The following is a 25,881-nucleotide window of genomic DNA, read 5'->3' as shown; positions in this document are numbered from 1 at the left end:
AAGTGCCAGAGACTGGCACCGGCGCTGGAGTCGGCACTGCCGCCAGCAGGTGTTTCAAGGCCTGCCAGCGCCTGCCCAAAGGTGCAAACGTACAATGGCCGACAGATTTGGCCCCGTTTTTTCATGGACCTCACCGCATGACAACCGACACCACGCACCAGAAACTGCTCGACCAGTTGCAGCAACTCGAAGACGAGTTGCGCAGCCAGAGCCTCTGGTCGGCCGTGGCGCCCAGCCCTGAGGCCATGGCATCGACCATGCCGTTCATGTACGACACGCTCAAGCTGCAGGAATGGCTGCAGTGGGTTTTCCTGCCCCGGCTGCGTGCCGTGGTCGATGCCCGCGGCCAATTGCCCTGCCAAAGCCATGTGCATCCACTGGCCGAGCATGAATGGAGCCAGCCCGTGGCATTCGACAAGCGCCAGTTGCTGGTCCTGCTGCTGGGCATAGACGACACGCTGAACCAGGGCGGACTGACCCCGCCGGACGCCACGCCGCCACACTGAACAAGAAAACCGGGACATGGAAAAAACGGGGCATGCCTGCCCCGTTTTCTTTTCCGGCTCAGGCGGCAACCAGGGCCGCAGCCGGCTCGGGATGCTTGACGCGGCGCTGCTGCACGGCGTCGGACAGCTCGGCCAGCGTTGCCAGGGAATCATCCCAGCCCAGGCAGGCATCGGTGATGCTCTGGCCATAGGTCAGCGCAGCCACCTCATCCTTGCCGGGCGTGAACTTCTGGGCGCCGCCCACGAGATGGCCTTCGATCATCACGCCGAAGACGCTGCGCGAACCGCCGCTGATCTGTCCGGCGATGTCGCGTGCCACATCCTTTTGGCGCTCGTGCTGCTTGGAGCTGTTGGCGTGGCTGCAGTCCACCATCAGCGTGGGAGGCAGGCCGGCCTTTTCCAGATCCTCGCAGGCAGCGGCCACGTTGGCCGCGTCGTAGTTGGGGGTCTTGCCGCCGCGCAGGATGACGTGGCAATCCTGGTTGCCCGCCGTGTTCACGATGGCAACCTGGCCATTCTTGTGCACGGACAGGAAGTGGTGGCCGCGGCTGGCCGACTGGATGGCGTCGGTGGCGATGCGGATGTTGCCGTCCGTGCCGTTCTTGAAGCCGATGGGCGCCGAGATGCCCGAGGCCAGTTCACGGTGGACCTGGCTTTCCGTGGTACGCGCACCGATGGCGCCCCAGCTGATCAGATCGGCAATGTACTGGGGCGAGATCACGTCCAGGAACTCGCTGGCGGCCGGCACGCCCAGGCGGTTGATGTCGATCAGCAGTTGCCGCGCAATGCGCAGGCCTTCGTCGATGCGGTAGCTCTGGTCCAGGTAGGGATCGTTGATCAAACCCTTCCATCCCACGGTGGTGCGCGGCTTTTCGAAGTACACGCGCATCACGATCTCCAGCGTGTCCTTGTACTGCTCGCGTATGGGCGCCAGGCGGCGTGCGTACTCGATGGCGGCCGCCGGATCGTGGATGGAGCAGGGGCCGACGATGACCAGCAGGCGGTCATCCTCGCCAGCCATGATGTTGTGGATGGTGCGGCGGGTGTCGCCGATCAGGGTTTCGACGGCCGTACCGCGGATGGGGAAGAAGCGAATGAGGTGCTCGGGAGGGGGCAACACGGTGATGTCCTTGATACGTGCGTCGTCGGTTTGGCCAGTCTTTTGGGAACCGCCGCGATACCAGGAATCGGCGAGGGAAGCTTGATGAGCAGTCATTGCTTGCTTTCGTGAGGAAAGATGGATCGTGGAAAACGGAGCGAAGAATCGGGAGGGAAAAACAAAAAACCGCCGGGCTTTACAGCTTCGGCGGTTTTGAGGGAGGTTTGTTCGGGTGCGCGCGCTTACCTCTCTTCCGCCGGGGAGGAGAACCAAAAGTAAAAGTAGAAGGAGGCACGGGCTTGCATGGGGATCGAATGTAGCACAGTCATTTTTCGCAGTGCAACATGGACATGAGGGCGGGGAAGCTGCCCTTCACCGTGCCACAGAGAGAAAGCAAAAAATCATTGACGCAATAAAACTGCTTTTTTCTAAGTTTCGCGCAAAAATTCTTCAGGCATATGCAGAAAATCACGATGCCATGCAGTTTTATTGCCATCAGCCATGAAAACGTGCAAACCCCGGGAAATGATGCATCTGCGCGTCACGCAAGGGCGCGATCAACGCCGCAGCAACGCGTCACGCAGCCTGCGCAGGGCCCGGCGCACGGCGCTCAAGGGTTGCCATCGGCGCGCCTTGTAACCAGACAGGATGGCAGTCACATCGGCTTCGCCGGCCACGGCAGCGGATTCGGCAAACATGTCCGTCAGCAGGCATGCATCGCCCAGCAGACGCCAGCCCAGGCGCTCGCAGCGGCGGAAGTGCTCGGGCTCCTGGGCATCGCCCACCAGCACGGACTGCTGCCAGGCGTGGACGGCCTCCCTGAAGCCTTTGAGCAGACGCTGGTAGGCAGGAAATTCGTAGAGAGCATGCCAGCCCGTGGCCAGCGTGGTGAGAAAGTGCTGGTGGTCCAGCACCGCCAGGTCAAGCTGCTGTATGGCGTCTTCGACCGCGGGGCGCGGGCTGCCCGCATAGCGCACGCGCACGGACTCGTCCAGCGCGACGGCCAGCAAGGCCAGTTGCTGGTGCATGGGCTGCAGGTCCCCCACGATCAGCTCATGCTGCCAGAAGCGGCTCAGCCGCGACTCGCCGGCCCAGGCACGCCATTGCTTCGGCAGGCTGCGCAGGGGATGGACGGAGGTCCGCGGGCCTGGCCGGGAGGAAAAGGAAAGCTGGGTCATGGAATCGGCGCCGGGCGGCGCCCACCGAACGCGGCGGGCCGCGTCAGGCAGGACAGGGCCCGGCCTGCCGTGCAGGGCGCGGGCATGGGACCGTCAGGCCGTGCCGCCCACCGTCAGGCCGTCGATGCGCAGCGTGGGCTGGCCCACGCCCACAGGCACGCTCTGGCCTTCCTTGCCGCAGGTGCCAACGCCGCTGTCCAGGCGCATGTCGTTGCCGATCATGGTGATGTGCTTGAGCGATTCCGGACCGCTGCCCACGATGGTCGCGCCCTTGACGGGGTACTGGATCTTGCCGTTCTCGACCCAATAGGCCTCGCTGGCGGAGAACACGAACTTGCCGCTGGTGATATCGACCTGGCCGCCGCCGAAGTTGGTGGCGTACAGGCCCTTCTTGATCGAGGCCACGATTTCCTGCGGCTCCCGGTCGCCACCGAGCATGTAGGTGTTGGTCATGCGCGGCATGGGAATGTGGGCATAGCTTTCGCGGCGGCCGTTGCCCGTGGGCTTGACGCCCATCAGGCGGGCATTCATCGCGTCCTGGATGTAGCCCTTGAGGATGCCGTCCTCGATCAGCACATTGCTCTGGCTGGTGCAGCCTTCGTCATCGACGTTGAGCGAGCCGCGGCGATCGGCCAGCGTGCCGTCATCCAGCACGGTGACGCCCTTGGCAGCCACGCGCTGGCCGATGCGGCCGCTGAAGGCGCTGGCGCCCTTGCGGTTGAAGTCGCCTTCCAGACCGTGTCCCACGGCTTCGTGCAGCAGCACGCCAGGCCAGCCGGGGCCAAGCACCACGGTCATCTCGCCAGCCGGCGCGGGACGGGATTCCAGGTTGGTGAGGGCCGCGCTCACGGCCTCGTCCACGTACTGGGTGATCTGCTCGTCGCTGAAATAGGCCAGCCCGAAACGGCCACCGCCGCCGGCAGAGCCCACCTCACGCCGGCCCTTTTGCTCGGCGATCACGGTAACCGACAGGCGCACCAGCGGCCGCACGTCGGCCGCCAGCGTGCCATCGGCACGGGCCACCAGCACCACGTCGTACTCGCTGGCCAGGCCGGCCATGACCTGGACCACGCGCGGGTCCTTGGCGCGGGCCAGTTTCTCGACCTTGCCCAGCAGCTCGACCTTGGCCGTGCTGTCCAGCGTGGCGATGGGGTCCAGGCCGGGATACAGCGAGCGGCTTTGCGCAATCTTGGGAGCATTGGCGCGCACGCGCTTGCTCTGGGCCGCGCCCGAGATGGAGCGCACGGTGCGCGCGGCATCCAGCAGCGAGGCTTCGGAAATATCGTCGGAATAGGCAAATGCCGTCTTCTCGCCACTGACCGCACGCACGCCCACGCCCTGGTCGATGCTGAAGCTGCCGGTCTTGACGATGCCCTCTTCCAGGCTCCAGCCTTCGGCGCGGGTGTACTGGAAGTAAAGGTCGGCGTCGTCGACCTGGTGGCTGCGGATCTCGGCCAGTGCGCGCGCGAGATGGGTTTCATCGAGCCCGAAGGGCTCAAGCAGCAACTGGCGCGCTGTGGCCAGGCGTTCAATGGTGGGTTCGCGGGAGATCATTCACGCATTGTAGAGAGCCGGCCATGCCCTCGCCGTGCAACGGCTGCGGCCAGCGGCTTGCCAACCCACAAAAAAGAACGGAATGCCGCTCCACCAGGCTGAGCGGCATTCCGTAGGCATGCATCCGCGTGGATGGCGAACATGCTGGCCCATGTCCGCGCTTGCTTTGTAGCCTGCCCTGGCGGCGGTGGCAAGTGAGCAGACTCCCGCAGAAACTATCAAAAAAGGAGCAACCAGCGCTTTTGGAGCCTCATTTTCCAAGCCAAATCGCAGGAAGGAATGCGACGCCCGATACCGCAGGCATCCAGACTCTTTGACATTTGCGGGAGCCTTTGGCACCGCAAAGTGCGATTCAGAGCGGCCCGCCGCCCTCGCCCGGCAACTGCCGCTGCGAGCGCGCCACCGACATCAGCACGCCCAGCGCCAGCCCCAGCGTGACCATGGCCGTGCCGCCATAGCTGATGAAGGGCAGCGGCACGCCGACCACGGGCAGGATGCCGCTGACCATGCCCATGTTCACGAAGGCATAGGTGAAGAAGATCATGGCCACGGCTGCCGCCATGAGCCGCGCGAACAGCGAGTTGGCCTGGATGGCGATGGCCAGCCCGCGCCAGACCAGCAGCAGGAACGAGACGATGATGAACAGGTTGCCGACCAGTCCGAACTCCTCGGAATAGGCCGCGAAGATGAAGTCGGTCGTGCGCTCGGGGATGAACTCCAGGTGGGTCTGGGTGCCCGCCATGAAGCCCTTGCCCCAGACACCGCCCGAACCGATGGCGATCATCCCCTGGATGATGTGGAATCCCTTGCCCAGCGGATCGCGTGTGGGGTCCAGCAGGGTGCAGACACGGGTTTGCTGGTATTCATGCAGCACGGGCCAGCGCACGCCGTCGGCGCATAGCTGGGGCTCGTACAGCACGATGAGCGTGATGCCGATGGCGCCGGCGAGCACGGGCGGCACGATGAGTTTCCAGGGCAGGCCCGCGAAAAAGATCACGGACAGGCCTGCGGCCATCACCAGCAGCGAGGTGCCCAGGTCGGGCTGCTTCATGATCAGCCCCACGGGCACCAGGAGCAGGACCATGGCGATCACAAAGTCCGTGCCGCGCAGCTGGCCCTCGCGGCGCTGGAACCACCAGGCCAGCATCAGCGGCGTGGCGATCTTCAGCAGTTCGCTGGGCTGGATCACCACGCCTACGTTGACCCAGCGCTGCGCCCCCTTCTTGGTGATGCCGAACAGCGCCACCGCCACCAGCAGCGCCACGCCCAGCATGTACAGCGGCACGGCCACCTTCATGAGCTGCTGCGGGGGAATCTGGGCCACGACGAAGAGGATGGCCGCCGCGATCAGCATGTTGCGCCCATGGTCGGTGAAGCGCGTGCCGTGGTCGAAGCCCGAGGAGTACATGGCGACCAGCCCCGCCGACGCCAGCATGCCCACGAACAGCAGCAACCAGAAGTCAAAGCCCCGCAGCAGCGGGGCAACACGTTGCCAGAGGGAGGGCTTGTCGAATTCGGTCACGGGGATGGTCGGTCGCGGGCACGGGCCGCCATTATCCCGTGGCGCATGCGGCCGAGCCCGGCGCAGGGTTGCCCACGGAGGCGGTTGTCATCCAGCTGTCGGCCCGGGCCTTCCCTGCTGGGCGCCGCCTGCCGCAGCGGCCACAATGGGCCATGAGCCGTCCGGGCCGCATCCCGCGCCCGGCCCCAGCAACGCAAAGGAGAGCGCCCGCCATGACCACCACCCATTTGCTGTACCTGCACGGCTTTCGCTCCTCTCCCCAATCCAACAAGGCCCGGCGCCTGGCCGAGCATGTGGCCACGCGCCATCCCCATGTGCGCTGGTGGAGCCCGCAACTGCCCCCATCCCCGCGCGAAGCGGCTGCCCTCATTGCCGATGGCATCGGCAGCTGGCCGCGCGAGACCATGGCCGTGATCGGCTCCTCGCTGGGCGGCTACTACGCCAGCTGGGTGGCCCAGCTGGCGCGCTGCCGCAGCGTGATGATCAACCCGGCTGTCAACCCGGCGCGCGATCTTGAAAAGTACATCGGCGAGCAGACTTCCTGGCACAACCCGGAGGAGCGTTTCTTCTTCCGCCGCGAATACATCGAGGAGCTGCGCGCGCTGGACACGCGCCACATGACACCGGCCGCTCCCGAAATGCTGCTGGCGGCCGAGGGAGACGAGGTGCTGGACTGGCGCGAGATGAGCGCACGCTATCCGCATGCGCTGCAGATCATCCAGGAGGGCGGCGATCACGCGCTGAGCAACTTCGAGGAGTACTTGCCTCAGCTGGACGAGTTCCTGAATCTGGCCTGATGCCGCGCAAGACTGCGCGGCAGCTGCCAGCCGCAGCATGGGAGAATGTCGGGCTATGCACGCATTGTTTGAAGAATCCGGCAAGTTCTTGGCCGGCCGCATCCTCTCCGAAGCCGACACCTCCGCCCAGGTGGAGCTGGACTCGGGCAAACGGGTCAAGGTCAAGTCGGCCAACATCCTGCTCAAGTTCGACAAGCCGGCGCCTGCCGAACTGATCGCCCAGGCGCAGGCGCAGGCCGCCCAGATCGATCTGGACCTGGCCTGGGAATTCGCCCCCGAGGAGGAATTCGGCTTTGCCGACCTTGCACGCGACTATTTCTCGGACAAGGCCACGCTGGCCGAGCAGGCCGGCGCGCTGTTCCGTCTCTACGATGCACCGCACTACTTCCGCCGCTCCGGCAAGGGCCGCTTCAAGAAGGCGCCGGCCGAGATCCTGCAGCAGGCGCTGGCCGGCATAGAGAAGAAAAAGCAGATCCAGGCCCAGATCACTGCCTGGGCCGAACAGCTGGGCGCCGGCGAATGCCCCGGCCCCATTCGCGAGCAGCTCTACAAGATCCTGTTCCGCCCCGACAAGAACGCCGCCGAATACAAGGCCGTGGTCGAGGCCAGCCGCGCCACGCGCCTGGCACCGCTGGACCTGCTGCACAGGGCCGGCGCCATTGAATCGGCCTACGAGTTCCACTGGAAGCGCTTCCTGTTCGACCACTTCCCCAAGGGCACGCAGTTCCCGGCCCTGCAGGCACCCCAGCCACCGGCCGACCTGCCGCTGGCCGAGGTCCAGGCGTTTTCCATCGATGACTCGGCCACCACCGAAATCGACGATGCGCTGTCGGTGCGCGGCCTGGGCACGGGCACGGTCACCGTGGGTATCCACATTGCCGCGCCCGGTCTGGCCATCGTGCCGGGCACGCCGCTGGACCAGCTCGGCCGCTCGCGCCTGTCCACCGTCTACATGCCCGGCTACAAGATCACCATGCTGCCCGACGAGGTGGTGCAGATCTACACGCTGGACGAAGGCCGCGCCAACCCCGCCGTGTCGCTGTACGTCACCGTAGACGAGGCCACGCTGGAGACCACGGCCAGCGAGACGCGCCTGGAGCGCGTGCCCGTGCAGGTCAACTTCCGCCATGACAAGCTGGACCACATCGTCACCGAGCAGTGGCTGGCCGACCCCTCCTTCGAGGTCGAGGGCACGCCCGAAGTGCTGCAAGGCAAGCGCGCCGAACTGACGTTCCTGCAGCGCTGGGCCAAGCACCTGAAGGCTGGGCGCGAACTGGTGCGCGGCAAGCCCGAGAACTTCAACCGCCCCGACTACAACTTCCGCCTCGTGGGCAACGGCGGCGCCGAGCCTCGCGGCAACGAGCAGGTGGAGATCAGCGTGCGCAAGCGCGGCGCGCCGCTGGACCTGATCGTGGCCGAGGCCGCCATCGTGGCCAACAGCACCTGGGGCGGCTGGATGGCCGAGCTCGGCGTGCCCGGCATCTACCGCAGCCAGGCCAGCCTGGCGCCCGGCATCAAGGTGCGCATGTCCACCAAGGCGCAGCCCCACGCAGGCATCGGCGTCAAGAGCTATGCCTGGGCCACCTCGCCGCTGCGCCGCTACGTGGACCTGGTCAACCAGTGGCAGATCATTGCCTGCGCGCGCCACGGCAAGACCGCCGCCCTGGCCGCGCCGTTCAAGCCCAAGGATGCCGAGCTGTTCGGCATCATCAGCAGCTTCGACGGTGCCTACAGCGCCTACAACGGCTACCAGGCCGGCATGGAACGGTTCTGGACGCTCAAGTACCTGCAGCAGCACGCCATCACCGAGCTGACGGCCACCGTCATCAAGGAAGGCATGGGCGGCGGCCTGCTGGTGCGCGCCGATGACCTGCCCCTGGTCTTCCCCGTGCTGGGCGTCACCGGCCTGCCGCGCGGCGCCCATGTGCGCGTGCGCCTGGGCGAGATCGACGAGATCGCGCTCGATGTCTCGGGCACGCTGATCGAGCGCCTGGATGGCGATGCGGCGGCCGCTGCCGATGGCGCCGAAGACAGCGCCGAGGATGACGAGGAAGCCGTGGCCGGCCCCATCGCCATCGCCGTGGACATGAACGAGACCGATGGCACACCGGCGGCCGACCCCGCCCAGCCCTGACCTGCCTCACATCCGAGCAACTGCCCCAGATCTGACGTGAAACTGCCTACCGCCCTCCGTTCCCTGAGCACGCTGCAGTTGGCACTGGGCGTTTCCATCGCCCTGCATGCCGGGTTGTTCTCGTTCCGGTTCATCGACCCGGAGCGCTTCGACCGCGTGTTCCAGGACACGCCGCTGGAAGTCATCCTGGTCAATGCCCGCGCCAACGAGCAGCCCGACAAGGCACAGGCCATCGCGCAGACCTCGCTGGCCGGCGGCGGCGAGGCCGACAAGGGCCGGGCCTCCAGCCCCATGCCCTACTCGGCACTCACGGCCGTGGGCGACGACTTCGAGGAACGCCAGCGCCAGATCGACTCCATGCAGGAACAGCAGACCGTCTTGCTGACGCAGTTGCGCAAGCAGGTCGCGGCCCTGCCGCCGCTGGACCCGCGCGAGGCGGCCAAGCAGACCAAGGAGCAGCAGGCCCAGCAGGAAAAGCGCCAGCAGCTGGTCAAGCTGCTGGCCGAGATCGAAAAGCGCATCAACGAGGAAAACGCCCGCCCCAAGAAGCGCTATATCAGCCCGTCCACGCGCGAGGCCGTCTATGCCATCTACTACGACGGCCTGCGCCGCAAGGTCGAGGACAAGGGCACGGAGAACTTCCCCGAGCAGGCCGGCAAGAAGCTCTATGGCGAGCTGGTCATGATCCTCACCGTCAACCACGACGGCCGCGTGCTGTCCACCGAGATCGTGCAGGGCTCGGGCAACCGCCTGCTGGACACCCGCGCCGAGGCCATTGCGCGTGCGGCCGGCCCCTTCGGCCATTTCGGCCCCGCCATGCGCGCCAAGGCAGACCAGATCGCCGTGGTCTCGCGCTTCAAGTTCACCCGCGAGCAGACGCTGCAGACGACCGTGCAGTAGCGCCCTCTTCTTCTCTTCGCGCACTCTCCTTTTCCGACATGACTTCCGCCGCCACCTCCTCCGACCGCTACTGCGTCATGGGCAACCCCGTCGCGCACAGCCGTTCGCCCTGGATCCATGCCCGCTTTGCCGAACTGTGCGGGCAGGACCTGCACTACGAGCGCCAGCATGTGGAGCTGCAAGGCTTTGCCGAGGCCGTGCGCGGCTTCGTCGCGGCAGGCGGACGCGGCTGCAATGTCACCGTGCCCTTCAAGCTGGAAGCCGCACAGCTGGCCACCACCTCCAGCGAGCGCGTGCAACTGGCCGGCGCCGCCAACACCCTGGTGCTGGCGGCGGACGGCATCCATGCCGACAACACCGACGGCCTGGGCCTGGTGGCCGACATCGTGCGCAATGCGGGCGTGCCGCTGGCCGGGCGCGACCTGCTGCTGCTGGGCGCGGGTGGCGCCGCAGCCGGCGCACTGGGCTCGCTGCTTGCCGAGCGCCCGCGCCGCATCGCCGTGGTCAACCGCACCTTCGAGCGCGCCCAGGCCCTGGTGCAGCGCCATGCCGCCATCGCCGCGCACCATGGCGTGGAACTGGTGGCGCTGGAGCAGCAGGCCGTGGATGAGGATTTCGACGTGGTCATCAACGCCACCGCCAGCAGCCTGGCCGGTGCCGAGGTGCCCGTGCCGGCCCGCGTGCTGCGGCCTGGCAGCCTGGCCTACGACATGATGTACGGCGCCGCAGCCCAGGGCTTCCTGCAATGGGCCGAGCACCATGGCGCCCAGGCCCGCGACGGGCTGGGCATGCTGGTGGAGCAGGCGGCCGAATCGTTCGCGCTGTGGCGCGGCGTGCGCCCCCCGTCGGCCCAGGTGCTGAACGAGCTGCGCGCCCATATTGCTCAAGGCGGCTGAGCGCTTTATGAAATCCCTGGCACGCGCCCTGCTGCTGGTGCTGTGCGCCGGCCTGCTGCTGCAGCTGTTCTTTGTGCTGCGCATTGCGCTGATGGTGGTGGTCGATCCTGAATCCACGGCCTTTCAGCGCTCCGAGGCATGGCAGATGCTGCGCAGCTCCGAAGGCCTGCACTGGAGCCAGCAATGGCTGCCCTACGACCGCATCGCGCCCACGCTCAAGCGCGCCGTCATCGCCTCCGAAGATGACAGCTTCACCGAACACCACGGGGTGCAATGGGAGGCCATCGAGAAGGCCTGGCAGCGCAACCAGCGCGCCGAAGCCCGTGCCCAGAAGGCAGACAACGGCAAGGCGCCCAAGATCTACGGCGGCTCCACCATCACCCAGCAGCTGGCCAAGAACCTGCTGCTGTCGGGCGAACGCAGCCTGCTGCGCAAGGGCCAGGAACTGGTGCTGACCCAGCTGCTGGAACTGATGCTGAGCAAGCAGCGCATCCTGGAGATCTACCTCAACAGCGTGGAATGGGGCCAGGGCGTATTTGGCGCGGAGGCTGCAGCCCGCCACTACTTTCGCAAGAGCGCCTCACAGCTCAGCGCGGCCGAGGCCGCACGCCTGGCCGTGATGCTGCCCCAGCCCAAACGCTTCGAGAAGCTGCCCAACTCCGGCTATCTGTTGCAGCGCACGCGCACGGTCATGCAAAGAATGCCCAGCGCCGTCATCCCCTGAACGGCTACAGTCACGCCATGCGCATTCTTGGAATCGACCCCGGGCTGCAGACCACGGGATTCGGCGTGATCGACGTCGACGGCCACCGCCTAGCCTATGTGGCCAGCGGCACCATCCGCACCACCGGCATCGCGCTGGGCGACCTGCCGGGCCGGCTCAAGCTGCTGTTCGACGGCATCTCGGAAGTCGCCAGCCGCTACCAGCCCGACACCTCGGCCGTGGAAATCGTCTTCGTCAACGTCAACCCCCAGTCCACGCTGCTGCTGGGCCAGGCGCGCGGCGCCGCGCTCACGGCCCTGGTCAATGCAGGCCTGCCGGTCGCCGAATACACGGCGCTGCAGATGAAAAAGGCCATGACCGGCCACGGCCGCGCGGCCAAGAGCCAGATCCAGGAAATGGTGCGCCGCCTGCTGCAACTGCCCGGCCTGCCCGGCACCGACGCAGCCGACGCCCTGGGCCTGGCCATCACCCACGCCCATGCGGGCGCCGCCATGTCGAAGATGGCCGAGGTCACGCAGCTGCAGCGCCGCCAGCATGCCGTCTACAAGGGCGGAAGAGTGTATTGAGGCGCCTCGGAGCACTGCGCTCCGTCTCCCGCGAGACCGTGAGCAGGCTCTAAGGATGATGCGGCGCCGATCCTCAGCTTCATCCACTGCGCGATCCGTGGATATACGTCGGACTGCGCGTTGCCCGCCATCAACAGCCGGCTGTGACTGTAGTCCTCCTGAAAACAGGTGGCCTTGCCGCACAGCAGGAATTCGATGTCCTTACCTCCAAAAGCCCTGGCTAGAGCTTCGCACCCCTGCCAAGGGGCGATCACACGGTCGGCAGATCCCGCAAGCGCCAGAACGGGAATACGAACCTCGGTTAGCCTGCGCAAATAGTCCATGCCGTCATAACCGACGAATTTGCGCTGCAGGTTCCAATAGCACCACTGGCGCATCAGGCGGGCGCTTTCCCTCTCGGGACCGACCATGCCGCTCGCGGTAAGCCATTGTCTGCGGGCAATCCAGGCCCTGTAGCCCTTGATTGCAGCCCACGACGCAAAAGTTGCCGCCGCATGGGTCACCTGGGCGGCAAGCAGCACTAGGCCAGCCAGATACGCATGCGCCCGATCGGGCCGACGCGCAGCCCAGATGGCAGCGGCAATACCTCCACCGCTATGCCCTATGAGCGTCAAGCGCCGCCCCTCCTCTTGACGATGAATCTCACCGAGAGCGCTTTCAATGTCCTCTTCGGCCACCGTTTCTAAGTCGTAGTCGTGGGTGGTTGGCGGATTCAGCCCATGCCCGCGCCAATCAAACAGCCAAACGCCATAACCTTGTAAAGCGAGGAATCTACCTAGTCTCTTGCATGACGTGACGTTAGAAAACGTGCCATGCGTCACGGCCACCACTGGCCCCTCCGAAGGGCCGATGCGCGTCAGCACGATGACATGGCCATCCCTGGTCGGTACATAGATTTTCTGCATGCGCCGTCAACCTTTTGAAATCTGGATGAAGCGCTTGCCTTCAGCCTGAATTGCATCGCGGCCCATACGCATCTCCTGCAAGCGGGCATGCGAGAACAATGATTGAATCATCGGAATCAAGAACCGCCCCAGACCCACCATGCGAATGGTAGACTCAGATTTCTCTATCCATTGCCGTGCATCCAGTTCATCCCATATGGGCGCATAGTCTTGGACTACCTCCGTACCAAATGCCTGCTCATAGGTAGTCCGATCAATCTTCATAGTCTGCAATTGTTGAAATATATAGACCAAACGAAGATCCTCCGGCGTATATTCGAAGTATTTTTCTACTGGCAAAATACCAGCATCAATGCATTCGAAGTAGCCCTGCATTGAGCGCTTGTTCATCTGTATCCAGTTTGGCCCGCCTTCATTTGGCCAAGTCATGCAGCCACTGATGGCCGCATAGCCGATGCCGACCATGTTGCAGGTCACCGCCATCACACCCTCGGTATCCTTTTGAAGAAATTCGCGAAGCTGCTGCTCATATTGATAGCGCTCGGCATTTTCATGCGAAAATCTCCCCGCCTCACTTTCGATGCGCTCCCAATCGTAAAGCGTTGCCTGACGGAAGCCACGCGATCCCAGATAGCTGCAAGCAGCTTCATACATCTCGTACGTATTCTCGAACGAGGGCAACAGATCTCGCTGCTGTCGGCTGAAATCACTTCGACCAGCGATATTGAGTTGATATAGCGTGATATGGCGCACACCGAGATCGCAGACTTCACGAAGATCGCGCAACATGTCATGCAAGGTTTGCTCAGGCCAGCCATAAATGAGATCTACATTGACGGAAAGGCGTGCAGCATTGAACTCTTCCAGGGCGCTGATCACCTGCTCATGGGTCTGCCTTCGACCACTGTATCGAATGAGCCTGTCGCTCATCTGCTGCACCCCCATGCTGACTCTGTTGAAACCCGCCTCTTTTATGGCTTGAACCTTGTCATGGTTGAAAAGTTGGGGAATACCTTCAAGCGTTCGCTCCACGCCTTCCGACGGTTCACCAAAAATACGCCTAGTGATATTCATTAGCCGAATATAGTCCTCGGCGTGCAACAAATTTGGAGTGCCTCCCCCCACATAAACAGATGAAAGCCTATCATGGCGAAGATGACACGCCATCATCTGCGCCTCTTTCTCCAGATAATCGAGATATTTCAACATGGCGCCATTCCCGCCATAGTCCTGCGTGGGGAATAGACAGAAACCGCAATGATTTGGTGTAGTAGGCAGGCAATAAGGTATGCCTATATAGAAATTGGCATTCATTGAACGGGTATTGCTTGATTCTCTGCGCGCCTCCCAACGATCATTTTCCTCCCCATTCGAGCCCCTCCAATACAACGGACTCGGGTGGGCATGCAACACCTTGTTGCTCTGAGGACGTCTCATTTCTTCATTAATGAATCGATGGGCCTGTTCTCGGGTAATACAGCTGATATGCATGAAGTCTCCTTTAGCATTTTTTGCCCCGGCAGGCACTTTCCACAAGCGCCCGCCAGGTACCAAAAAGCTAAAAGATTCATGAGAATCGATAAATAGGACAGCTCTGAAAATATGAAGAAAAAGATCAGATATATCCTATTGAACCCCACGCGTACTACGGTCTGGGTGTTTTCACCAAGCCCTGCCGAGTAGCTGAAGCCTGGAATCCGCTCAAGGTCTCAGACGATGCGTCCAAAGAACAGCACGGCGAAGAAGGTCACGCCGGCAATCACGGTCCACTTGAGGATGATGAAGCCCCAGCGCTTGTAGTGCGGTCGGCCCGTGCCCAGGTAGAACGCGAAGGAGACGGCCGAGGCCAGCAGCAGCAGGGTGGCCAGCCAGCGGAAGATCAGCATGGCGGCGCTCGCCTCACCAGGCCCGCGCGGGCTGGGCGAAGCCCTTGGGTGCCTGGCGCTCGCTGTCGAAGCTGACCAGTTCCCAGGCGTCGGGCTGGGCCAGCAGGGCACGCAGCAACTGATTGTTCATGCCGTGGCCCGAGCGAAAGGCGCTGTAGGCGGCCAGCAGCGGCCTGCCGATCAGGTACAGGTCGCCGATGGCGTCGAGGATCTTGTGCTTGGCGAACTCGTCGTCGTAGCGCAGGCCGTCGCTGTTGAGCACCTTGTAGTCGTCCATGACGATGGCGTTGTCCATGCCGCCGCCCAGCGCCAGGCCATGGCTGCGCAGCATTTCCACGTCCTTGGTGAAGCCGAAGGTGCGCGCGCGTGCGATGTCGCGCGTGTAGTTGTCCTCACCCATGTCGAACTCCACACACTGGCCCGTGGAGTCTACGGCCGGATGGGCAAAGTCGATCTCGAAGCGCAGCTTGAAGCCGTGGTAGGGGTCGAAGCGTGCCCACTTGAGGTTCTGGCCCTCGCCCTCGCGCACCTCGACGGGGCGGATGACCCGGATGAAGCGCTTGGGAGCCTTCTGCAACTCGATGCCCGCGCTTTGCAGCAGGAACACGAAGGAGGCGGAGGAGCCGTCGAGGATGGGCACTTCCTCGGCGGTGATGTCTATATAGATGTTGTCGAGCCCGAGGCCGGCAATGGCCGACATCAGGTGCTCCACGGTATGCACCTTGGCGCCGCCGGTGCCGATGGTGGAGGCCATGCGCGTGTCGGTGACGGCTTCGGCCGAGATCGGGATGTCCACAGGCTCCGGCAGGTCCACGCGACGGAACACGATGCCGGTGTCGGGCTGCGCGGGTCGCAGCGTCAACTCGACGCGCTGGCCGCTGTGCAGGCCCACGCCAACGGCACGGGTGATCGTCTTGATGGTGCGTTGTTGGAGCATCCGGCTATTTTAGAACGCGGCAGCCGTGCGCAGGGCATGGCCCTGGCACGGCTTTCGCTATCACGGCTATGCAGCGACCGTATGGGCCGCTGCTCAGTCAGCCTGCTTGCGCAGGAAGGCCGGGATTTCCAGATCGTCCATGCCGCCGGAGGCCAGGGCATCGACGCGGGCAGCGGCCTGCGTGCGGTTGGTACGCCAGACGCTGGGGACCGACATGTTGTTGGCATAGTCGGCACCGCCAGCGGCACCGCCGACCAGGCCGCCGGCTGCCGTGGCGGCACCCATGGAAGCCGAGGGCAGCTGGTAGCTCATGTTGTCGGTACCGGTGCGCAGACCGCCCTGCACCACCTGCATGTTCTGGCGGCGTGCGCTGGGGCGCGACAGGCCGGTGGCGACCACGGTGACGCGGATCTCGTCGCCCAGGGTGTCGTCGTAGGCGGCGCCGTAGATCACGTGCGCATCGGGCGAGGCGTAGGCATTGATGGTGCTCATGGCCAGGCGCGACTCGGACAGCTTGAGGCTGCCCTTGGCGGCCGTGACCAGCACCAGCACGCCCTTGGCGCCCGACAGGTCGATGCCTTCCAGCAGCGGGCAGGCCACGGCCTGCTCGGCGGCGATGCGCGCGCGGTCGGGGCCGGCGGCCTTGGCCGTGCCCATCATGGCCTTGCCGGGCTCGCCCATGACGGTGCGCACGTCTTCGAAGTCGACGTTCACATGGCCGTACTCGTTGATGATTTCGGCAATGCCGCCCACGGCGTTCTTGAGAACGTCGTTGGCATGGGCGAAGGCCTCGTCCTGCGAGATGTCGTCACCCAGCACGTCCAGCAGCTTCTCGTTGAGCACGACGATCAGCGAATCGACATTGGCTTCGAGCTCGTTCAAGCCGCTGTCGGCATTGGCCATGCGTCGGCCGCCTTCCCACTCGAAGGGCTTGGTGACCACGCCCACGGTGAGAATGCCCATTTCCTTGGCCACGCGCGCGATCACGGGCGCAGCGCCCGTGCCCGTGCCGCCGCCCATGCCGGCCGTGATGAACAGCATGTGCGCGCCTTCGATGGCGGTGCGGATGTCGTCCTCGGCCATTTCGGCAGCCTCGCGGCCCTTGTCGGGCTTGCTGCCCGCGCCCAGGCCGCTGCCGCCGAGCTGGATGGTGCGGTGGGCGCTGCTGCGCAGCAGCGCCTGCGCGTCGGTGTTGGCGCAGACGAATTCCACACCCTGCACGTTGCGCGCAATCATGTGCTCGACGGCATTGCCGCCGCCGCCGCCAACGCCGATCACCTTGATCTGCGTACCCTGGTTGAACTCTTCAACTTCAATCATGTCGATGGGCATGTTGGTTCTCCTGTAGCTCTCTGTAAGTGGTCACCACCGTCTGGGGAAAATTCTGTCTTCTGTCCGGTATTCGGAAGCCGGTGGGCGGGCCGGTAATGCGCAGTCGATGAAAGCACATATCAAAAGTTCCCCACGATGAAGTCTTTGAAACGGCCAAAAGCGGTCTTCATCGACCCACTCTTTTGTGCCACCTTGAAACCGCGCAGGCGAGCCAGGCGGGCCTCTTCGAGCAATCCCATCACGGTGGCGGCGCGGGGTTGGGCCACCATGTCTGCCAGAGCGCTCGAATACTTGGGGATGCCGCGGCGCACGGGCTTGAGGAAGATGTCCTCGCCCAGTTCCACCATGCCCGGCATGACGGCGCTGCCGCCGGTCAGCACGATGCCCGAGGACAGAACTTCCTCGTAGCCGGAATCGCGCACCACCTGCTGCACCAAAGAAAAGATCTCTTCCACGCGCGGCTCGATCACGCCGGCCAGCGCCTGCTTGCTGATCATGCGCGGGCTGCGGTCGCCCAGGCCCGGCACTTCTACCTGGGCGTCGGGGTCGGCCAGCAGTTGCTTGGCATAGCCGCTTTCGACCTTGATGTCCTCGGCGTCCTTGGTCGGCGTGCGCAGCGCCATGGCGATGTCGCTCGTGATCAGGTCGCCCGCGATCGGGATGACGGCCGTGTGCCGGATGGCGCCGCCCGTGAAGATGGCCACGTCGGTGGCGCCCGCGCCGATATCGACCACAGCCACGCCCAGCTCGCGCTCGTCGTCGGTGAGCACGGCCTGGCTCGATGCCAGCGGGTTGAGCAGCAGCTGCTCGACCTCCAGGCCGCAGCGGCGCACGCACTTGATGATGTTCTCGGCCGCGCTCTGCGCGCCCGTGACGATGTGGATCTTGGCCTCCAGGCGGATGCCGCTCATGCCGATGGGCTCGCGCACTTCCTGGCCGTCGATCACGAATTCCTGCGGCTCGACCAGCAGCAGCCGCTGGTCCGAGGAGATGTTGATGGCCTTGGCCGTCTCCATCACCCGCGCCACGTCGGTGGCCGTGACTTCCTTGTCCTTGATGGCCACCATGCCGCTGGAGTTCAGGCCGCGGATGTGGCTGCCGGTGATGCCGGTGCACACGCGCTGGATCTTGCAGTCGGCCATCAGCTCGGCCTCTTTCAAGGCCTGCTGGATGCTCTGCACGGTGGCGTCGATGTTCACCACCACGCCCCGCTTGAGTCCGTTGCTCGGGGCCACGCCGAGACCGGCGAGCTTGAGTTCGCCGTTGTACAGGACCTCGGCGACCACGACCATGACCTTGGCCGTGCCGATGTCCAGTCCGACGATCACATCTTTGTATTCTCTTGCCATATCAGCATCCGCCCCCGGTTGGTTCTGTCCTGTCGCTGTGTCGCTGCATGGTGTGCGTGTACATAGGTCTTTCCTCCCTCGTCTTCAGCGTCGGGGACGCACTGCAGCCGGCGCCTTGGCCGTGCCGGTGGTCACACCGCGCAGCCTCAGCGCATATCCGTCTTCGTAGCGCAGGTCGGCCGACTCGATGGCGTCGGCCTTGCGCTTGTATTGGGTCGTGATCTGGGGCAGCGTGCGCACGAAGCGCTGCACGCGCTGCAGCACGGCTTCCACGCTGCCGCCACCCAGTTCGATCTGTGCATCATTGGCCAGCCTGAGCTGCCAGCTTCCGCGCGCATTGAGCGTGAGCCCGTCGATCTCCACATCCAGCGGCCCCAGGGCCGGCACCAGCAGCCGGTACATCTGCAGCATCTGCGGGGCGCTGTCCTCGGGGCCCTGCAGGCGCGGCAGGCCGTCGCGGTCGAGCTCGCCCAGGTTGGCCTCGAAGACCTCGCCAAAGCTGTTGACCAGGCCGGTGCCCGAATCGGGGCCCCAGAAGGCCTCGGCCACATGCTCGTGCAGGATGACGCGCAGGCTGTTGGGATAGTCGCGGCGCACCTGCGCCTCGCGCACCCAGGGAACCTGCTCGAATGCCGCCTTGGCGCCCTTGAGGTCCACGGTGAAGAAGTTGCCGGTGAGCACGGGCGCCACGTTGGCGCGCAGCGTCACCGTGTTGTTGTGCACCAGCTCGCCCTCGACCACGATGCGGCCGATGTTGAAGGCCGGGTGGCGCAGCGCCCACCAGCTCACCGCTGCCAGCCCCAGCGCAGCCACGCCCACGAACAGGACCGTGGCGGTCACGTTCATGAGCTTGACGTCGAAGGGGGCCGGCAGGGAGTAGCTCATGCGTGCTCCTGCTCCGGTTGCGCGGCGTCCAGCGCGGCGCTGGCCAGGATGCCCAGGCAGAGGTTCTCGTAGCTGACACCGATGGCGCGGGCCGACATGGGCACCAGCGAGTGGCCCGTCATGCCCGGCGAGGTGTTGATCTCCAGCAGGAAGGGCTTGCGATCGCTGGCGCGGATCATGATGTCGGCGCGCGACCAGCCGCGGCAGCCCAGCGTGCGGAAGGCCCGCACGACGATGCGCCGGATCTCGGCCTCTTCCTCGGCGGGCAGTCCGCTGGGGCAGTGGTACTTGGTGTCGTCGGTGAAGTACTTGTTCTGGTAGTCGTAGTTGCCTTCGGGGGCGACGATGCGGATCACGGGCAGCGCATGGGCGCCCTCGCCCGTGCCGAGCACGGGGCAGGTGGTCTCGTCGCCCTCGATGAACTCTTCGCAGAGCACTTCGGGGTCGTAGCGGGAGGCCAGCACATAGGCCTGGTCGCATTCCTCGGCCGTCCAGACCTTGGTCAGGCCGATGGTCGAGCCCTCGCGCGAGGGCTTGACGATCATGGGCGCGCCCAGCGCCTGCAGCGCGGCGCGCGTCTCGCCTGCGCTGGCGACCAGACGCCAGTCCGGCGTGGGCAGGCCCTCGAAGCGCCAGATGCGCTTGGTCATGATCTTGTCCATGGCGATGCTCGAGGCCATCACGCCGGGGCCCGTGTACGGGATGCCCAGCAGCTCCAGCGCGCCCTGCACCGTGCCGTCTTCGCCGTAGCGGCCGTGCAGCGCGATGAAGCAGCGGTCGAACCCTTCCTTCTTCAACTCGCCCAGGTCGCGCTCGGCGGGGTCGAAGGCATGGGCGTCCACGCCATGCGACAGCAGGGCCTTGAGCACGCCCGTGCCCGACATCAACGAGACCTCGCGCTCGGCCGAGCGGCCGCCCAACAGCACGGCCACCTTGCCCAGGGCCTTGACATCGATCTGGGTGCCGAAGCCGCTCATTGCGCAGCTCCCTGCTGCGCCTGCAGCTCTTGTTTCTGAAGCATTTCAACCAACTTTCCGGGCACGGCGCCAATCGAGCCTGCCCCCATGCACAACAACACGTCGCCATCGCGGGCATTGACGGCAATGGCCGCCGGCAGCTCGGCAACGTTTTCCACAAACACCGGCTCGACACGGCCGGCCACGCGCAGGGCGCGTGCCAGCGAGCGGCCGTCGGCCGCCACCACGGGCGCCTCGCCGGCCGCATAGACCTCGGTCAGCAGCACGGCGTCGGCCAGGCCGATGACCTTGACGAAATCCTCGAAGCAGTCGCGCGTGCGGCTGTAGCGGTGCGGCTGGAATGCCAGCACCAGGCGACGGCCCGGGAAGGCGCCGCGCGCGGCCGCCAGCGTGGCCGCCATCTCGACGGGGTGGTGGCCATAGTCGTCGATGACGGTGAAGCTGCCGCCGTCGGCAGCCGCCAGTTCGCCATAGCGCTGGAAGCGCCGGCCCACGCCCTTGAAGCTTTCGAAGGCACGCAGCAGCGCGTCGTCGGAGATCTCCAGCTCCATGGCCACGGCCACGGCCGACAGGGCGTTGAGCACGTTGTGCTCGCCCGGCAGGCTCAGCACCACGTCCAGGTCGGGATAGCTCTGGCCGTTGCTGCGGCGCACTGTGAAATGCATGCTGCCAGCTTCGGCGCGCACGTTGAGGGCGCGCACCTGTGCGTCCTCGGCAAAGCCGTAGGTGGTCACGGGGCGGGCCACCTGGGGCAGGATCTCGCGCACGGCCGGGCTGTCCACGCAGACGATGGCGCGGCCATAGAACGGCATGCGGTGCAGGAAATCGACGAAGGCGCCCTTGAGCCTGCCGAAGTCATGGCCGTAGGTTTCCATGTGGTCGGCGTCGATGTTGGTGACGACGGCCATCACGGGCAGCAGGTTCAGGAAGGAGGCATCGGACTCGTCCGCCTCGACCACGATGTAGTCGCCCTGGCCCAGCTTGGCGTTGGCGCCCGCGCTGTTGAGCTTGCCGCCGATGACGAAGGTCGGGTCCAGCCCGGCCTCGGCCAGCACGCTGGTCACCAGGCTGGTGGTCGTGGTCTTGCCATGGGCGCCCGCGATGGCGATGCCCTGCTTGAAGCGCATGAGCTCGGCCAGCATGAGCGCACGCGGCACGACGGGAATCTTGCGCTCGCGCGCGGCCAGCACCTCGGGATTGTCGGACTGCACGGCGGTGGAGGTGACGACGGCGTCAGCCCCTTCGATGTGCGCGGCCGCATGGCCGACGTGGGTGGCGATGCCCAGGCCGGCGAGCCGGCGCAGCGTGGCGCTGTCGGACAGGTCCGAGCCCGAGATGGCGTAACCCAGGTTGTGCAGCACCTCGGCGATGCCGCTCATTCCGGCGCCGCCGATGCCGACGAAATGGATGTGATGAATGGCGTGCTTCATGCGGCCAGTTCCTCACAGGCGGCGACCACCTCGGCGGTGGCATCGGTCTTTTGCATTTTCTTGGCTTTTCCAGCGCGCTCCAGCAGCGTCGCACGCTGCATATTTTGTAGCATTTCGGCCAGACTTTGGGCAGTCAGTGCGCTTTGTTGCATCAACCATCCACCACCGGCATCGACCAGGAAACGCGCGTTCGTGGTCTGGTGGTCGTCCACGGCGGACGGGAAGGGCACATAGATGGCTGCGGCGCCCACGGCCGCGATCTCGGTGACCGTGCTGGCGCCCGCGCGGCAGACGATGACATCGGCCTCGGCAAAGGCGCGCGCCGTGTCGTCGATGAAGGGCGTGAGCTCGGCCGCGACGCCTGCGGCAGCATAGTTGGCGCGCAGGGCATCGATCTGCGCGGCGCCGCTTTGGTGCAGCACGACGGGCCGCACATCGGCAGGAATCAGGGCCAGCGCCTGGGGCACGATCTCGTTGAGCGCCTTGGCGCCCAGGCTTCCGCCCACCACCAGCAGGCGCAGCGGACCGCTGCGGCCCGCAAAGCGCTGCTCGGGCGCAGGCTGCTCGGTGAAGGCCTGGCGCAAGGGGTTGCCGACCCAGCGGCCCTTGGGGAATACGTTGGGGAACGCGGTGAAGATGCGGTGGGAGACACTGGCCAGCACCTTGTTGGCCATGCCGGCCACGGAGTTCTGCTCATGCAGCACCAGGGGCTTGCCGGCCAGCACGGCCATCATTCCACCGGGGAAGCTGATGTAGCCACCCAGGCCCACGACCACGTCGGGCTTGACGCGGCGCACCACGGCCAGCGCCTGCCAGAAGGCACGCAGCAGGCGCATGGGCAAAAAGGCCAGGGTCATGATGCCCTTGCCGCGCACGCCCGAGAACTCGATGGTCTCCAGCGGGAAACCCTGGGCGGGCACGATGCGCGACTCCATGGAGCCGGGCGCGCCCAGCCAGCGCACGTTCCAGCCACGCTCGCGCAGGGCCTGGGCCACGGCCAGGCCCGGGAAGATATGTCCGCCCGTGCCGCCGGCCATGATCAGGGCCGTGCGCTGGCGTTGCGTGCCTTGGGAGATGGGCTGCTGCGTCATGCATGCCCTCCCTTCATCAGCAACTTGTTCTCGTAGTCCACCCTTAACACCACCGCTATCGCTATCAGATTCATCAAAATGGCCGAGCCGCCGAAACTCATCAGGGGCAGCGTCAGCCCCTTGGTCGGCAGCGCGCCCAGGTTCACGCCCATGTTGATGAAGGCCTGGAAACCCATCCAGATCGCAATGCCCTCGGCCACCAGGCCGGAGAACACCCGGTCCAGCGCAATGGCCTGCCGCCCTATGAGCATGATGCGGCGCGTGAGCCACAGGAAGGTGACGGCGATCAGGAGCACGCCGACCAGGCCGAATTCCTCGCCGATCACGGCCAGCAGAAAGTCGGTGTGCGCCTCGGGCAGCCAGTGCAGCTTCTCGACGCTGCGGCCCAGGCCCACGCCGAAGATCTCGCCGCGACCGATGGCGATCAGCGCATGCGACAGCTGGTAGCCCTTGCCCAGGGCGTGCTTTTCGTCCCAGGGATTGAGGTAGGCAAAGATGCGCTCGCGCCGCCATTCGGAGGTGGCGATGATCAGCACGAAGGCCAGCACCACCAGGGCCGCGATCAGGAAGAACATGCGCGCATTCACGCCGCCCAGGAACAGGATGCCCATGGCGATCACCACGATCACCATGAAAGCGCCCATGTCGGGCTCGGCCAGCAGCAGCACGCCGACCAGCACCACGGCCAGCCCCATGGGCAGCACGGCGCGGAAGAAGCGCTCCTTGACCTCCATCTTGCGCACCATGTAGTCGGCCGCATAGATGAGCACGGCGAACTTGGCCAGTTCGGACGGCTGGAAATTCATGATGCCCAGCGACAGCCAGCGCCGCGCGCCGTTGACCACTGTGCCCACGTGCGGGATCAGCACGGCCACCAGCAGGACCAGGGACACCAGGAAGAGCTTGCGCGCCATGCGCTCCCAGGTGGCCATGGACACCTGGAAGGCCAGCAGCGCGCCGACGAAGGCCATGCCGATGGACATGGCATGGCGCATCAGGAAATGGGTGGGCGCGATCTTGCCGAAGCGCGGATTGTCCGGCATGGCGATCGACGCCGAATACACCATGATCAGGCTCCAGGCCAGCAGGCCTATGACCACCCAGATCAGGGCCTGGTCCAGGCCGAGCACGCTGGCCGGCGTCTGCGTGGGCCGGTGGTACTGGGGACCGCCCAGGCGCACGGGCAGCACGTCGATGGCCTTCTCCTGCGCACCTCCGAACCAGGAGCGCATGCGGCCCAGGACCTGCGATACGGCGGTCATGCAGCACCTCCGAGTTCATGCCCGGCATCCAGCGCCAAGGCGCGCACGGCATCGACGAACTGGTGGGCTCGGTCCTCGTAGTTGCGGAACATGTCCAGGCTGGCACAGGCGGGCGACAGCAGCACGGCATCGCCCTCATGGGCGCGCGAAGCGGCCAGCTCCACGGCGTCGGCCATGGTGGTGGCATCGACCAGGGGCACGCCGCAGTCCTGCAGGGCGGCGCGGATGCGGCCGGCGTCGCGGCCGATCAGCACGGCCGTGCGCACATGGCGCGACACGGGCGCGACCAGCGGAGAGAAATCCTGGCCCTTGCCGTCGCCACCCAGGATGACCACGATGCGGTGGTCAGGGCCCAGGCCGGACAGCGCGGCCACGGTGGCGCCCACGTTCGTGCCCTTGCTGTCGTCGTAGTACTCCACGCCGTTGACGCGGCCAATGGGCTGGACGCGGTGCGGCTCGCCCCGGTACTCACGCAGTCCATAGAGCAGCGGCGCCAGCGTGCAGCCGCCCGCGCTGGCCAGGGCCAGGGCGGACAGGGCGTTGATGGCGTTGTGCCGGCCGCGGATGCGCAGTGCGTCGGCAGGCATGAGGCGCTGGATGTACAGGTCTTCGGCGTTCTTGCCCTTGGCGGTTTCGTCGGCCTCATGGGCGCGCACCAGCCACGTCATGCCGCTGACCACTTCCAGGCCGAAGTCGCCGGGGCGGCGCGGCATGTCGCCGCCGAAGGTGATGTGGGCGCGCTGCTGGGGCTTTTGGCGCTTGCCCGGCGGCACCACGGGCGCCGGCAGCATGCGCATGACCTCGGGGTCTTCGCGGTTGAGCACCATGGTGCCGCTGCTGCCGAAGATGCAGGCCTTGGCATCGGCATAGGCGCGCAGGCTGCCGTGCCAGTCCAGGTGGTCCTGGGTGATGTTGAGCACGGCGGCGGCCGTGGGCTCGAACATCTGCACGCCATCGAGCTGGAAGCTGGACAGCTCCAGCACCCAGGCCTGGGGCAGCGTTTCGGCATCGATGGCCTGGGTCAGCGTGTCCAGCAGCGTGGGGCCGATATTGCCGGCCACGGCCACCCGCAGGCCCGCATGCTCCAGCAGTTGGCCGGTCAGCGAGGTGACCGTGGTCTTGCCATTGGTCCCGGTGATGCCCAGCACCGTGGGACGGTAGCCATGGGCCGCGGACAGAGCCTTGAGCGCCATGGCGAAGAGATCGAGCTCGCCGCCCACGGGCAGGCCCTGGGCGCGCGCGGCATCGACCACGGGCGCCACGGCGGCCGGGCTCAGGCCGGGCGAGCGGTAGACCAGACCCAGGCTCTGGCCGTCCACCAGCTGCGCCGTGAACTCGCCGGGCACGAAGCGCACCTGGGGCAATTCGTTGGACAGCTGCTGCAGCTGGGGCGGCGCCTGGCGCGTATCGGCCACGATGACCTCGGCGCCGCAGCGCACGCACCAGCGTGCCATGGCCAGGCCCGAGGCGCCCAGACCCAGCACGAGCACGCGCTGGCCCTGCAGGTGCTGGACTTGCTCGCCGGGCCAGCCGGCAGCCACGGGCGGCAGCACCTGTTCGGATTCAACCGCCTCTTCGGCGGCAAGGGGCGTGACCTCGGCATCGGAGGAGTCGGAGATGCTGGGGTCCGCAAAGATCTGGGCCACGAAGGCGGCAGCATCCTTGGCCGCCGTCAGCGTGGCGATGTCGGGCACGGGCTCGGTCAAGGCCACAGGCACCTGCGGCAACTGCGACACCTCGGCGGCCGGAAGCTCCGCCTCGCCGTCGCCGGCTGGCGCGGGAGCCGGTGAATCGTCCAGGACCGGGTCCGCAACCACCTGCCCCTCGGGAGCGAGGCCCGGCATTCCGGCCGGGTCCGCCAGCTCGACAAGCTCGGCAGGGGACGCCGGCACGGCGGGCTCGGTGGCCGGCAGTGCGTGGAGGTCGGTCTTGAAGTCTTCGGTGTTCATGC

The 25,881-nt window shown here is 65.7% G+C and carries 23 protein-coding genes; 7 read left to right on the top strand and 16 right to left on the bottom strand.

Annotation, left to right across the window (positions count from 1 at the left end; genetic code table 11):
- Positions 1-137: 137 nt before the first annotated feature.
- On the top strand, positions 138-506 hold the full coding sequence (locus DACI_RS07470) for a YqcC family protein (protein WP_034390510.1): 369 nt from the start codon (positions 138-140) through the stop codon (positions 504-506).
- A 58-nt stretch (positions 507-564) separates the two neighbouring features.
- Here DACI_RS07470 and DACI_RS07465 read toward each other — a convergent pair whose 3' ends face one another.
- From DACI_RS07465 to rodA, 4 genes are all read right to left on the bottom strand, one after another.
- On the bottom strand, positions 565-1,722 hold the full coding sequence (locus tag DACI_RS07465; RefSeq protein WP_012203418.1) for a 3-deoxy-7-phosphoheptulonate synthase: 1,158 nt from the start codon (positions 1,720-1,722) through the stop codon (positions 565-567).
- Positions 1,723-2,162: 440 nt separating this feature from the next.
- Positions 2,163-2,783, bottom strand: coding sequence for a hypothetical protein (locus DACI_RS07460; protein ID WP_043780846.1), 621 nt, complete (start codon positions 2,781-2,783; stop codon positions 2,163-2,165).
- Between the two features lie 93 nt (positions 2,784-2,876).
- Positions 2,877-4,337, bottom strand: coding sequence for a metalloprotease TldD (gene tldD, locus DACI_RS07455; protein ID WP_012203417.1), 1,461 nt, complete (start codon positions 4,335-4,337; stop codon positions 2,877-2,879).
- Between the two features lie 352 nt (positions 4,338-4,689).
- Positions 4,690-5,859, bottom strand: coding sequence for a rod shape-determining protein RodA (gene rodA / locus DACI_RS07450; RefSeq protein ID WP_012203416.1), 1,170 nt, complete (start codon positions 5,857-5,859; stop codon positions 4,690-4,692).
- 212 nt (positions 5,860-6,071) lie between these two features.
- On the opposite strand from rodA, the gene DACI_RS07445 reads away from it, so the two are divergent.
- Genes DACI_RS07445 through ruvC form a run of 6 tightly spaced genes read left to right on the top strand, consistent with a single transcriptional unit; the run spans position 6,072 to position 11,876 of the window.
- The gene (locus DACI_RS07445; protein WP_012203415.1) at positions 6,072-6,656 is read left to right on the top strand and encodes a YqiA/YcfP family alpha/beta fold hydrolase; all 585 of its coding nucleotides are present in this window, start codon (positions 6,072-6,074) and stop codon (positions 6,654-6,656) included.
- Positions 6,657-6,711: 55 nt separating this feature from the next.
- The gene (locus DACI_RS07440) at positions 6,712-8,790 is read left to right on the top strand and encodes a ribonuclease catalytic domain-containing protein (protein ID WP_012203414.1); all 2,079 of its coding nucleotides are present in this window, start codon (positions 6,712-6,714) and stop codon (positions 8,788-8,790) included.
- Between the two features lie 36 nt (positions 8,791-8,826).
- Positions 8,827-9,690, top strand: a complete 864-nt coding sequence (locus tag DACI_RS07435) for an energy transducer TonB (RefSeq protein ID WP_012203413.1) — start codon at positions 8,827-8,829, stop codon at positions 9,688-9,690.
- A 38-nt stretch (positions 9,691-9,728) separates the two neighbouring features.
- Positions 9,729-10,586: a shikimate dehydrogenase gene (gene aroE / locus DACI_RS07430; protein WP_012203412.1), complete on the top strand. Its 858-nt coding sequence runs from the start codon at positions 9,729-9,731 to the stop codon at positions 10,584-10,586.
- Positions 10,587-10,593: 7 nt separating this feature from the next.
- Entirely contained in the window at positions 10,594-11,310 is a 717-nt protein-coding gene (gene mtgA / locus DACI_RS07425) for a monofunctional biosynthetic peptidoglycan transglycosylase (RefSeq protein WP_012203411.1), read from the top strand.
- A gap of 17 nt (positions 11,311-11,327) precedes the next feature.
- Positions 11,328-11,876, top strand: a complete 549-nt coding sequence (gene ruvC, locus DACI_RS07420) for a crossover junction endodeoxyribonuclease RuvC (RefSeq protein ID WP_012203410.1) — start codon at positions 11,328-11,330, stop codon at positions 11,874-11,876.
- On the opposite strand, the gene DACI_RS07415 is transcribed toward ruvC, so the two are convergent.
- The 12 genes from DACI_RS07415 to murD all read right to left on the bottom strand — a co-directional run bounded on the left by DACI_RS07415 (position 11,852) and on the right by murD (position 25,879).
- The gene (locus tag DACI_RS07415) at positions 11,852-12,781 is read right to left on the bottom strand and encodes an alpha/beta fold hydrolase (protein ID WP_012203409.1); all 930 of its coding nucleotides are present in this window, start codon (positions 12,779-12,781) and stop codon (positions 11,852-11,854) included. The two genes, ruvC and DACI_RS07415, sit on opposite strands and share 25 nt — an antisense overlap.
- A gap of 6 nt (positions 12,782-12,787) precedes the next feature.
- Entirely contained in the window at positions 12,788-14,095 is a 1,308-nt protein-coding gene (locus tag DACI_RS07410) for a coproporphyrinogen-III oxidase family protein (protein WP_012203408.1), read from the bottom strand.
- A 395-nt stretch (positions 14,096-14,490) separates the two neighbouring features.
- On the bottom strand, positions 14,491-14,667 hold the full coding sequence (locus tag DACI_RS32340; RefSeq protein ID WP_012203407.1) for a hypothetical protein: 177 nt from the start codon (positions 14,665-14,667) through the stop codon (positions 14,491-14,493).
- Positions 14,668-14,680: 13 nt separating this feature from the next.
- Positions 14,681-15,604, bottom strand: a complete 924-nt coding sequence (lpxC, locus tag DACI_RS07405; RefSeq protein ID WP_012203406.1) for a UDP-3-O-acyl-N-acetylglucosamine deacetylase — start codon at positions 15,602-15,604, stop codon at positions 14,681-14,683.
- A gap of 93 nt (positions 15,605-15,697) precedes the next feature.
- Positions 15,698-16,936, bottom strand: coding sequence for a cell division protein FtsZ (gene ftsZ, locus DACI_RS07400; protein WP_012203405.1), 1,239 nt, complete (start codon positions 16,934-16,936; stop codon positions 15,698-15,700).
- A 119-nt stretch (positions 16,937-17,055) separates the two neighbouring features.
- Positions 17,056-18,285, bottom strand: coding sequence for a cell division protein FtsA (ftsA, locus tag DACI_RS07395; RefSeq protein WP_012203404.1), 1,230 nt, complete (start codon positions 18,283-18,285; stop codon positions 17,056-17,058).
- A gap of 84 nt (positions 18,286-18,369) precedes the next feature.
- Complete coding sequence (locus DACI_RS07390) at positions 18,370-19,170, bottom strand: cell division protein FtsQ/DivIB (RefSeq protein WP_012203403.1); 801 nt, start codon at positions 19,168-19,170, stop codon at positions 18,370-18,372.
- Positions 19,167-20,147, bottom strand: a complete 981-nt coding sequence (locus tag DACI_RS07385) for a D-alanine--D-alanine ligase (protein WP_012203402.1) — start codon at positions 20,145-20,147, stop codon at positions 19,167-19,169. The genes DACI_RS07390 and DACI_RS07385 overlap by 4 nt, the downstream gene beginning before the upstream one ends.
- Positions 20,144-21,577 carry a UDP-N-acetylmuramate--L-alanine ligase gene (gene murC, locus DACI_RS07380; protein WP_012203401.1) on the bottom strand — a complete coding sequence of 478 codons (1,434 nt, stop codon included), beginning with the start codon at positions 21,575-21,577 and terminating at the stop codon, positions 20,144-20,146. Before murC ends, DACI_RS07385 begins: the two co-directional genes overlap by 4 nt.
- Positions 21,574-22,668 carry an undecaprenyldiphospho-muramoylpentapeptide beta-N-acetylglucosaminyltransferase gene (gene murG, locus DACI_RS07375; protein ID WP_012203400.1) on the bottom strand — a complete coding sequence of 365 codons (1,095 nt, stop codon included), beginning with the start codon at positions 22,666-22,668 and terminating at the stop codon, positions 21,574-21,576. The genes murC and murG overlap by 4 nt, the downstream gene beginning before the upstream one ends.
- On the bottom strand, positions 22,665-23,930 hold the full coding sequence (gene ftsW / locus DACI_RS07370) for a putative lipid II flippase FtsW (protein ID WP_012203399.1): 1,266 nt from the start codon (positions 23,928-23,930) through the stop codon (positions 22,665-22,667). The genes murG and ftsW overlap by 4 nt, the downstream gene beginning before the upstream one ends.
- Positions 23,927-25,879: a UDP-N-acetylmuramoyl-L-alanine--D-glutamate ligase gene (gene murD / locus DACI_RS07365; protein ID WP_012203398.1), complete on the bottom strand. Its 1,953-nt coding sequence runs from the start codon at positions 25,877-25,879 to the stop codon at positions 23,927-23,929. Before murD ends, ftsW begins: the two co-directional genes overlap by 4 nt.
- Positions 25,880-25,881: the final 2 nt, after the last annotated feature.

It is taken from the genome of Delftia acidovorans SPH-1 (genome assembly GCF_000018665.1).
Classification (GTDB): Bacteria; Pseudomonadota; Gammaproteobacteria; order Burkholderiales; family Burkholderiaceae_C; genus Comamonas; species Comamonas acidovorans.
Note: the sequence above shows the minus strand (reverse complement) of the source record. Positions and strands in the feature narration are given on the sequence as shown.

Excerpts from the sequence above, each read along its gene's own strand:
- DACI_RS07470 (WP_034390510.1), top strand. The coding sequence starts at position 138 with ATGACAACCGACACCACGCACCAGAAACTGCTCGACCAGTTGCAGCAA.
- DACI_RS07465 (WP_012203418.1), bottom strand. The coding sequence starts at position 1,722 with ATGACTGCTCATCAAGCTTCCCTCGCCGATTCCTGGTATCGCGGCGGT.
- DACI_RS07460 (WP_043780846.1), bottom strand. The coding sequence starts at position 2,783 with ATGACCCAGCTTTCCTTTTCCTCCCGGCCAGGCCCGCGGACCTCCGTC.
- tldD (WP_012203417.1), bottom strand. The coding sequence starts at position 4,337 with ATGATCTCCCGCGAACCCACCATTGAACGCCTGGCCACAGCGCGCCAG.
- DACI_RS07445 (WP_012203415.1), top strand. The coding sequence starts at position 6,072 with ATGACCACCACCCATTTGCTGTACCTGCACGGCTTTCGCTCCTCTCCC.
- DACI_RS07440 (WP_012203414.1), top strand. The coding sequence starts at position 6,712 with ATGCACGCATTGTTTGAAGAATCCGGCAAGTTCTTGGCCGGCCGCATC.
- aroE (WP_012203412.1), top strand. The coding sequence starts at position 9,729 with ATGACTTCCGCCGCCACCTCCTCCGACCGCTACTGCGTCATGGGCAAC.
- mtgA (WP_012203411.1), top strand. The coding sequence starts at position 10,594 with ATGAAATCCCTGGCACGCGCCCTGCTGCTGGTGCTGTGCGCCGGCCTG.
- ruvC (WP_012203410.1), top strand. The coding sequence starts at position 11,328 with ATGCGCATTCTTGGAATCGACCCCGGGCTGCAGACCACGGGATTCGGC.
- DACI_RS07415 (WP_012203409.1), bottom strand. The coding sequence starts at position 12,781 with ATGCAGAAAATCTATGTACCGACCAGGGATGGCCATGTCATCGTGCTG.
- DACI_RS07410 (WP_012203408.1), bottom strand. The coding sequence starts at position 14,095 with ATGAATGCCAATTTCTATATAGGCATACCTTATTGCCTGCCTACTACA.
- DACI_RS32340 (WP_012203407.1), bottom strand. The coding sequence starts at position 14,667 with ATGCTGATCTTCCGCTGGCTGGCCACCCTGCTGCTGCTGGCCTCGGCC.
- lpxC (WP_012203406.1), bottom strand. The coding sequence starts at position 15,604 with ATGCTCCAACAACGCACCATCAAGACGATCACCCGTGCCGTTGGCGTG.
- ftsZ (WP_012203405.1), bottom strand. The coding sequence starts at position 16,936 with ATGCCCATCGACATGATTGAAGTTGAAGAGTTCAACCAGGGTACGCAG.
- ftsA (WP_012203404.1), bottom strand. The coding sequence starts at position 18,285 with ATGGCAAGAGAATACAAAGATGTGATCGTCGGACTGGACATCGGCACG.
- DACI_RS07390 (WP_012203403.1), bottom strand. The coding sequence starts at position 19,170 with ATGAGCTACTCCCTGCCGGCCCCCTTCGACGTCAAGCTCATGAACGTG.
- DACI_RS07385 (WP_012203402.1), bottom strand. The coding sequence starts at position 20,147 with ATGAGCGGCTTCGGCACCCAGATCGATGTCAAGGCCCTGGGCAAGGTG.
- murC (WP_012203401.1), bottom strand. The coding sequence starts at position 21,577 with ATGAAGCACGCCATTCATCACATCCATTTCGTCGGCATCGGCGGCGCC.
- murG (WP_012203400.1), bottom strand. The coding sequence starts at position 22,668 with ATGACGCAGCAGCCCATCTCCCAAGGCACGCAACGCCAGCGCACGGCC.
- ftsW (WP_012203399.1), bottom strand. The coding sequence starts at position 23,930 with ATGACCGCCGTATCGCAGGTCCTGGGCCGCATGCGCTCCTGGTTCGGA.
- murD (WP_012203398.1), bottom strand. The coding sequence starts at position 25,879 with ATGAACACCGAAGACTTCAAGACCGACCTCCACGCACTGCCGGCCACC.